Origin of the sequence: Streptomyces sp. XH2 (genome assembly GCF_049725035.1) — a bacterium.
Lineage (GTDB): Bacteria > Actinomycetota > Actinomycetes > Streptomycetales > Streptomycetaceae > Streptomyces > Streptomyces roseoverticillatus.
Genome location: NZ_JBMMMZ010000011.1, coordinates 350794 through 359122 on the forward strand (window position 1 = coordinate 350794; position 8329 = coordinate 359122).

Consider the following 8329-nt stretch of genomic DNA (forward strand, 5'->3'; position numbering starts at 1 on the left):
CCATGCCCATCGCAACGGTGAACCCCGCGAACGGCGAGACGCTCAGGACGTTCGAGGAACTGGGAGCCGAGGAGATCGAGCAGCGGCTGGCCGCCGCGGCGGCGGCGTTCCGGGACTACCGCACCACGGACCTCTCCGAACGCGCGCGGCTGCTGAACCGGGCCGCGGACCTGCTGGAGGAGGACCAGGAGTCCGTCGCCCGCACCATGACCACCGAGATGGGCAAGCCGCTGGCCGCCGCCCGCGCGGAGGCGGCCAAGTGCGTCAAGGCCATGCGCTGGTACGCCGCGCACGCCGCGGAGCTGCTGGCCGACGAGCACCCGCCGCAGGCCGAGGTCGCCGACTCCGGGGCCGCGCTCGCCCGCGTCCGCTACCGGCCGCTGGGCGTGGTCCTGGCCGTCATGCCGTGGAACTTCCCCCTCTGGCAGGTCGTCCGCTTCGCCGCCCCCGCCCTCATGGCGGGCAACGTCGGGCTGCTCAAGCACGCGTCGAACGTGCCGCAGACCGCCCTCTACCTCGGCGACCTCTTCCGCCGCGCGGGCTTTCCCGACGGCTGCTTCCAGACCCTTCTCGTCGGCTCGCGGGCCGTCGAGGGCGTCCTCCGCGACCCCAGGGTCGCGGCGGCGACCCTCACCGGCAGCGAGCCCGCCGGCCGGTCGGTCGCCGCGATCGCCGGTGACGAGGTGAAGAAGACCGTCCTCGAACTGGGCGGCAGCGACCCGTTCGTGGTGATGCCGTCGGCCGACCTCGAACGCGCCGTGCGGACCGCGGTCACCGCCCGCGTCCAGAACAACGGCCAGTCCTGCATCGCCGCCAAGCGCTTCATCGTCCACGCGGACGTCCACGACGCCTTCGTCGAACGGTTCACCGCCCGCATGGCCGGTCTCACCGTCGGCGACCCCATGGCCGACACCACCGACGTCGGCCCCCTGGCCAGCGAACAGGGCCGCGCCGACCTCGAAGAGCTCGTGGACGACGCGGTACGGCGGGGCGCGACGGCCCTGTGCGGGGGGCAGCGGCCTAAGGGCCTGCCGCAGGGGTGGTTCTACGAGCCGACGGTCCTCACCGGCATCACGCCCGACATGCGCATCCACCGCGAAGAGGCGTTCGGCCCGGTGGCGACCGTCTACCGCGTTGGAGGCGTGGACGAGGCCGTCGAGCTGGCCAACGACACCCCCTTCGGGCTGAGTTCGAACGTGTGGACCACGGATGCGGCGGAACAGGAACGCTTCGCACGGGACATCGAGGCCGGGGGCGTCTTCTTCAACGGCATGACCGCCTCGCATCCCGCATTCCCGTTCGGCGGAGTCAAGCGTTCGGGATACGGACGTGAGCTCTCGGGCCACGGGATCAAGGAATTCTGCAACGTGACCACGGTGTGGCACGGGGCGGAACCGGCGCAGGGGGCGTGATCCACCCCCTAAAGATTAACGATTCTCCTCACGGATTTTTCCGTTTTCGCAGGTGGCGTGAGGGGTTGTGCGCCGGGTGCGGGGCGGAGTGGAGCGCCCCCGGCGCAACCCCATGGCCGCGCTGGAGGCGTTGTGGCGATGTGCTTGTCGTACTTACGGTGGGTGCCGCGGCTCCACCGCTCAGGTTTCCTACGGAAATCAGTGGAGTCCGCATCAGGCGCCTGTAGTACGCACCATCGTCCCCATCCAGAAGAAGGAGAATGGTCATGACGTACGAGCGTCCCACCCTCGCCAAGGCCGGCAGCTTCCGCAAGGTGACGGGCATCAAGGACAACGGCCCGAAGGACATCCTGGGCGGCAAGCAGGTCCTCTGACCTGAGAGCGGGTGGCGGTCTCCGGCCGCCACCCGCTTCTTCTGTCCCGGACCCCGCCGACGGAAGGCCGTGCCCCCCATGGATCAGTCCCTGTCGCTCCAGTCCGTGCCCGCCTGGTTCGTCGTCCTGCCCGACACCGCCGCGGCGGCCGTCCCCGCCGCGAAGGCCCTCTCCTTCGCCACCCGCCGTCTCCTCCACGCCTCCGGACGGCCCTGGATCGTGGGCCGGTGGGACCCGGAGACGGCCGTGACGGGCGCGCACCGCGACGCGCGGGTCGTGGTGATCGGGGAGCACGCCGTCCCGGCGGCCGACGCCGAACGGGCGGCCGCCGCCGCGGCCGGCACCGCCTCTCCGCCGGAGCTGGACCGCCTCGCCGGCCGGGCCGGCAGCTTCCACCTGATCGCCTCCTGCCCCGGGCGGGTCCGGGTGCAGGGCGGTGTCGTCACCCTGCGACGCGTGTTCCACGCCGAGGCCACGACGCCCGGCGGACCGGTGAGCGTGGCGTCCGACCGGGCCGACGTGCTCGCCGAACTGGTGGGAGCCGGCCTCGACGAGCGCCGCATCGCCCTCGAAATGCTCGCCTCGGGCGTGCCGTACCCGTGGCACGGCGATCCGCTGTGGCGGGGTGTGCACCCCGTGCCCGGCGGCCACCGCCTGACGCTCGACGCCGCCGGGCGGGCCCGCACCACCCGGTGGTGGTCACCGCCCGACCCCGTCGTCCCGCTCGCCGCGGGCGCCGCCCGCCTCAAGGAAGCCCTCGCCGAGTCGGTCGCCGTGCGCACCCGCGGGCGCGACCTGGTGTCGTCCGACCTGGGCGGCCTGGATTCGACGGCGGTGTGCTGCACGGCGGCCCGCGGCGGCGCCAAGGTCGTCGCCTACACCGCCGCCATCCACGACGAGGCCGGCGACGACGTGTACTGGGCCGAACGCACCGTGCGGGCGCTGGGGAGCGTGGAGCACCACGTCGTACCCGCCCGCGAAGTGGCGATGACGTTCGACGGCATCGACACCCTCCGGGACGTCCTCGACACCCCCAGCATCATCACGGTCGACCGCAACCGCCGCATGGGCATCATCGAAATGGCCGCTGCCCGCGGGTCCGGCCTCCACCTCACCGGCCTGGGCGGCGACGAACTCCTGGCCGGCACGCCCGCCCGGCTGCACACGCTGCTGCTCAACCACCCCTTCGTCGCGCTGCACGCGATACGGGGCTACGCCGCCAAATACCGCTGGTCCCGGCGGGCGGTGCTGAGCCGGCTCCTGGACCGCAGGTCCTACGGGGCCTGGCTCGACCGCCTCGCCCGCGACCTGACCGGGCCCGCCGCCCCCGTGGAGGAGCCGCTGCTCGACTGGGCCGTACCGCCCCGGATGCCGCCGTGGGCCACGCCCGACGCGGTCGCCGCGGCACGGGAAGTGATCCGCACCCGCCGGACCCCCGCCGGGGCCCGGGGCCGGGACCGCGGCGAACACCGCGAACTGGTCGCCATGGACGGCATCTCCCAATGGGTGCGCCACATCGGGCAGATGTCCGCGCCCCTGGGCATCGCGGTCTCCGCGCCCTACTACGACGCCCCCGTCATCGAGGCGGCCCTCGCCGTCCGCACCGAGGAGCGCATCACCCCCTGGCGGTACAAGCCGCTCATCGTCGAAGCCATGCGCGGCGTCGTGCCCGAGGCCAGCCGCACCCGCAGCACCAAGGCCAACGCGACCTTCGAGGAGGAGGCGGGGCTGCGCCGCCACCGCCGGTCGCTGCTGGCCCTGTGCGAGGACTCCCGGCTGGTCCGGCTCGGTCTGGCCGACGGGAAGGTGCTGCACGACTGGTGCCGCCGCGCCCTGTCCGCGGAGACCGAGAGCTACCGGCTCCACCCCACCATCGCCTGCGAAGTGTGGCTTCGCTCGCGGGAGATGACGCCCCTGCCCGCGGCCGACCGAAAGGCGTGAACCGGTGCCATCACTCAAGCCCGGCGTCCTGCTGACCGAGACCGAGTACGGCATGGCGCTGCTCGACCAGGAGAGCGCCGAGTACTGGACGCTCAACCCGACGGCCGCCCTCGTCCTGCAGACGGTGCTGGAGGGGCACGGCCCGGAGCGCGCGGCCGAGCTCCTCACGGCACGGTTCGACGGCGTCGACGCCGCACTCGCCGGGGAGGACGTCCGCCGCATCATCAGCGAGCTGCGCGCGGCAGGACTGCTCACCCCGTAGGACGCCCTGCCGATCTGGAGGCACGCCGATGTCGACACCGGAAGCGATTCCCTACCACCCCCGCTCGATCCCCCTGGGCCGGCGCTGCACGGCCCGGCTGGCCGTGGGCTGCGCCCACCTGCTGGCGACCCAGCCGCCCGCCCGGATCCGCGCCGTCCTCACGAGGCTGCGGCGCGGTGCCCGTCCCGCGACGCTCGCCGAGGCGAGCACGGCGCGGCGGACGGTGCTCGCCGTGAGCCTCGCCGCCGGAGGGCACAAGGGATGCCTGCCCCGCTCCCTGGCCACCGTGCTGCTCTGCCGCTGGTACGGCCACTGGCCGACCTGGTGCGTCGGCGTGCGCAACCGCCCGCCGTTCGCCGCGCACGCCTGGGTGGAGGCCGAAGGGGTCCTCGTCGGCGAAGGCGCCCCGGCCGACTACTTCCAGCGCTTCTTCACCGTGGAGTGAGCCGATGACCGCGGCACCTTCCGTGGACACGCCCCGGACCGGCCCTCCCGCCCCCACGCCGGACGGCGCACCGGAAAGCGGCCCGGACCGGTCGTGGCGGGGGCAGCGGGCCCTGCTGGGCCACCTGCGCCCGCAGCGGTGGCGCATGGCCGCGGGCGTCGCCCTGGGGCTCGTCGGCAGCGTCATGGGCCTGGCCCAGCCCCTGGCGGCCAAGCGCGTGATGGACGACATGGGCCACGGCACGCCGGCCGCCGGCCCCGTGCTCGTGCTCAGCCTGCTGGTCGTGGCCGGAGCGGCCCTCGCCGGGCTCGGGTACTACGTCCTGCAGTGGTCGGCCGAATCCCTCGTCTGCACCGCCAGGCGCCGGCTGACCGACCGCCTCCTGCGGCTGCGCGTGCCCGTCGTGGAGGGCTCCGAACCGGGCGACCTCATCGCCCGCGTCACGTCCGACACGACACTGCTGCGCCAGACCGCGCCCCAGGCGGTGTCGGCGGCGGTCACCGGCACCCTGGTCACCGCGGCGACGGTCGTCATGATGGGGCTGCTCGACGCCGTCCTGCTGGGCGTCACCCTCGCCGTGGTCGCCTTCGTCGGGGTCGTCGTGGCGGTCGTGGCCCCGCGGATCGGCCGCGCCACGCACGGCACCCAGGAGGCGGTGGGGCGCATCGGGGCGGCGCTGGAGCGGGTGCTGGGCGCCTTCCGCACCGTCAAGGCGTCCGGCGCCGAGCGGCAGGAGGCGGCGGCGCTGCTCCGGGAGGCCGAACGCGCCCGGCGCACCGGGATACGGGCGGCCGCCTGGGAGGCCGTGTCGGCGACGACGTCGGCGGTGGTCGTCCAGATCTGCTTCCTCGTGGTGCTCGGCGTGGGCGGCGCGCGCGTCACCTCCGGCGCGACGGACGTCTCCACCCTCGTCGCCTTCCTGCTCTACCTCTTCGCCCTCGCCCCGCGCATCGGGCAACTGGTCGAAGGCGTCGGGCAGGTCCAGATCGGGGCCGCGGCAGCGGTCCGCATCGCGCAGGCCGAAGAGCTGGAGACGGAGGAGCAGGAGGACGACGCGACGGAAGACGTCACGCGAGAGCCCCTCAGCGTGTCCTTCGACCGGGTGAGCTTCGCCTACCGCCCCGGGCTGCCCCGCGTCCACCACGAGGTCTCCTTCACCGTCCCCGCCCGCGGCCTGACCGCGTTCGTCGGCCCGTCCGGCGCGGGCAAGACCACGGTCTTCTCCCTCATCGAGCGCTTCTACGAACAGGACTGCGGCCGCGTGCTCCTGGACGGCGTAGACGTACGGCACTGGCCGCTCACCCGGCTCCGCGCGTCCATCGGCTACGTCGAGCAGGACGTCCCCGTCCTCGCCGGCACCCTGCGCGACAACCTCACCCTGGGCCTCCCCGGAGCCGGCGACGAGGAACTCGCCCGCGTCCTGCGCCTGGCCCGCCTGGACCTGCTCGCGCACCGCCTGCCCGACGGCCTGGACACCGACGTCGGCCACCGCGGCAGCCGCCTCTCCGGCGGCGAGCGGCAGCGCGTGGCGATCGCCCGCGCCCTGCTGCGCCGCCCCGGGCTGCTCCTCCTGGACGAGGCCACGTCCCAGCTGGACGCCGCCAACGAGGCCGCGCTGCGCGACACGATCGCCGACACCGCCCGGCACACGACCGTCCTGGTGGTCGCCCACCGGCTGTCGACCGTGACCACCGCGGAGCGGATCGTGGTGATGGAGGCGGGCCGCGTCCGGGCGGTCGGCAGCCACGCCGAGCTGATGACGCACGACGCGCTCTACCGCGACCTGGCCAGGACACAGCTGCTGGGCGGCTAGGCCGGGAGTTCCTCGCCTCTCCGGCCGCCGGGTGCCACGCTTGATCTCAAGTTTGGTTGAGGTCCTAGCGTGCAGCTGTACCGACGTCTCCGGAGGAGAGCCCCATGAGCATGGAAGTCACGGCGTGGCACTCGCTGCACAGCGCGATGAACGCCGAACAGGGCAGGCGGCCTCTCTCCCGGGCCACCCTGCGCCGCATCGCCGCGTTCGCACGGCCGCACCGGCGGAAGCTGGCGCAATTCCTGTTGCTGAGCGTGGTCATGGCGCTGCTCGCGGTGGCGACGCCGATCCTGGCCGGGCGCGTCGTCGAGGCGATCGTGCACGGCGACGACACCGGGGCCGTCGTCCGGCTCGCCCTGCTCATCGCCGTGCTCGCCGTCGCGGAGGCCGGCCTGGGGCTGCTGACCCGCTGGCTGTCGGCGACCCTCGGCGAAGGCCTCATCCTCGACCTGCGGACCGCGGTCTTCGACCACGTCCAGCGGATGCCGGTCGCCTTCTTCACCCGCACCCGTACGGGCGCGCTCGTCAGCCGCCTCAACAACGACGTGATCGGCGCCCAGCGGGCCTTCAGCAACACCCTGTCCGGCGTCGCCGCCAACATCGTCACTCTCGTCCTGACGCTCGGCGTGATGCTCAGCATCTCCTGGCAGATCACACTGCTCGCGCTCGTCCTGCTGCCGGTGTTCGTCGTGCCCGCCCGCCGGATGGGCGCGCGCATGGCCGGGCTGCAGCGCGAGGCGGCCGCGCACAACGCCGCGATGAGCAGCCGGATGACCGAGCGGTTCTCCGCGCCGGGCGCCACCCTCGTCAAGCTCTTCGGCCGGCCCGCGGACGAGTCCGCCGAGTTCGCCGCCCGTGCCCGCGCGGTGCGCGACATCGGCGTCCGCACCGCCATGGCCCAGTCGTCGTTCGTCACCGCCCTCACCCTCGTCTCCGCGCTCGCCCTGGCCCTCGTCTACGGCCTCGGCGGCTTCTACGCGCTCCACGACCGGCTGGAGCCGGGAGCCGTCGTCGCGCTCGCCCTCCTCCTCACCCGCCTCTACGCCCCGCTCACCGCGCTGGCCGGTGCCCGCGTCGAGGTGATGAGCGCCCTCGTCAGCTTCGAGCGCGTCTTCGAAGTCCTCGACCTGAAGCCGCTGATCGCCGAGAAGCCGGGCGCGCGGCGGGTGCCCGACGGGCCGGTCTCCGTCGAGTTCGACGACGTGCGGTTCGGCTACCCGTCCGCCGACAAGGTCTCCCTCGCCTCCCTGGAGGAGGTCGCCGGACTGGACACCCGCGGCGGCACCGAGGTCCTGCACGGCGTCTCCTTCCGCGCCGAACCCGGCCGCATGGTCGCCCTCGTGGGCTCCTCCGGCGCGGGGAAGTCCACCATCGCCCAGCTGCTGCCGCGGCTGTACGACGCCGACGCCGGAACCGTACGCCTCGGCGGGGTCGACGTGCGCGACCTGAGCGCCGACTCCATCCGCGAGACCCTCGGCATGGTCACCCAGGACGGGCACCTCTTCCACGACACGGTCCGCGCCAACCTCCTCATCGCCCGGCCGGACGCCGCGGAGGACGAGATCTGGGACGCGCTGCGGCGCTCCCGCCTGGACGGCCTGGTGGCCGCCCTGCCCGACGGGCTGGACACGGTCGTCGGCGAGCGCGGCTACCGGCTCTCCGGCGGCGAGCGGCAGCGGCTGACCATCGCCCGCCTGCTGCTGGCCCGCCAGCGCGTCGTCATCCTGGACGAGGCGACCGCCCACCTCGACTCGACCTCCGAGGCCGCCGTCCAGGAGGCGCTGGCCGAAGCCCTGGAGGGCCGCACCGCCGTGGTGATCGCCCACCGGCTGTCCACGGTGCGGGCCGCCGACCTCATCCTCGTCGTCGAGGACGGCCGGGTCGTCGAACGCGGCACCCACAGCGAGCTGCTGGCCGCAGGCGGACGCTACGAGGAGCTGCACCGCACGCAGTTCGCCCGCGCGAAGTCGGACGGGGAAGCAGAGCCCGTCTGCTGAAACGCCAGGGGCCCGCCGACCGGCGCGATGCCGGCCGGCGGGCCCCAGCGTACGTACGCCCCTGGGCCTGACGGTTACTGGCCCT

7 protein-coding genes are annotated in these 8329 nt (G+C 73.8%); all 7 read left to right on the top strand.

Annotation, left to right across the window (positions count from 1 at the left end):
• The first annotated feature begins 2 nt into the window (after nucleotides 1–2).
• The 7 genes from ACOTKD_RS23915 (at nucleotide 3) to ACOTKD_RS23945 (ending at nucleotide 8244) form a co-directional block, all read left to right on the top strand.
• Nucleotides 3–1412, top strand: a complete 1410-nt coding sequence (locus tag ACOTKD_RS23915) for an NADP-dependent succinic semialdehyde dehydrogenase (protein ID WP_424891051.1) — start codon at nucleotides 3–5, stop codon at nucleotides 1410–1412.
• Nucleotides 1413–1678: 266 nt separating this feature from the next.
• Nucleotides 1679–1786 (top strand): keywimysin-related RiPP, encoded by a 108-nt coding sequence (locus tag ACOTKD_RS23920; protein ID WP_424891052.1) that lies wholly within the window; start codon nucleotides 1679–1681, stop codon nucleotides 1784–1786.
• A 78-nt stretch (nucleotides 1787–1864) separates the two neighbouring features.
• On the top strand, nucleotides 1865–3727 hold the full coding sequence (locus ACOTKD_RS23925) for a lasso peptide isopeptide bond-forming cyclase (protein WP_424891053.1): 1863 nt from the start codon (nucleotides 1865–1867) through the stop codon (nucleotides 3725–3727).
• 4 nt (nucleotides 3728–3731) lie between these two features.
• A complete protein-coding gene (locus tag ACOTKD_RS23930) occupies nucleotides 3732–3989 on the top strand; it encodes a lasso peptide biosynthesis PqqD family chaperone (protein WP_424891054.1) in 258 nt (85 codons plus the stop codon).
• A gap of 28 nt (nucleotides 3990–4017) precedes the next feature.
• Nucleotides 4018–4434: a lasso peptide biosynthesis B2 protein gene (locus tag ACOTKD_RS23935; RefSeq protein WP_424891055.1), complete on the top strand. Its 417-nt coding sequence runs from the start codon at nucleotides 4018–4020 to the stop codon at nucleotides 4432–4434.
• A 4-nt stretch (nucleotides 4435–4438) separates the two neighbouring features.
• A complete protein-coding gene (locus ACOTKD_RS23940; RefSeq protein WP_424891056.1) occupies nucleotides 4439–6247 on the top strand; it encodes an ABC transporter ATP-binding protein in 1809 nt (602 codons plus the stop codon).
• Between the two features lie 104 nt (nucleotides 6248–6351).
• The gene (locus ACOTKD_RS23945) at nucleotides 6352–8244 is read left to right on the top strand and encodes an ABC transporter ATP-binding protein (RefSeq protein ID WP_424891057.1); all 1893 of its coding nucleotides are present in this window, start codon (nucleotides 6352–6354) and stop codon (nucleotides 8242–8244) included.
• The last annotated feature ends 85 nt before the right edge of the window (nucleotides 8245–8329 follow it).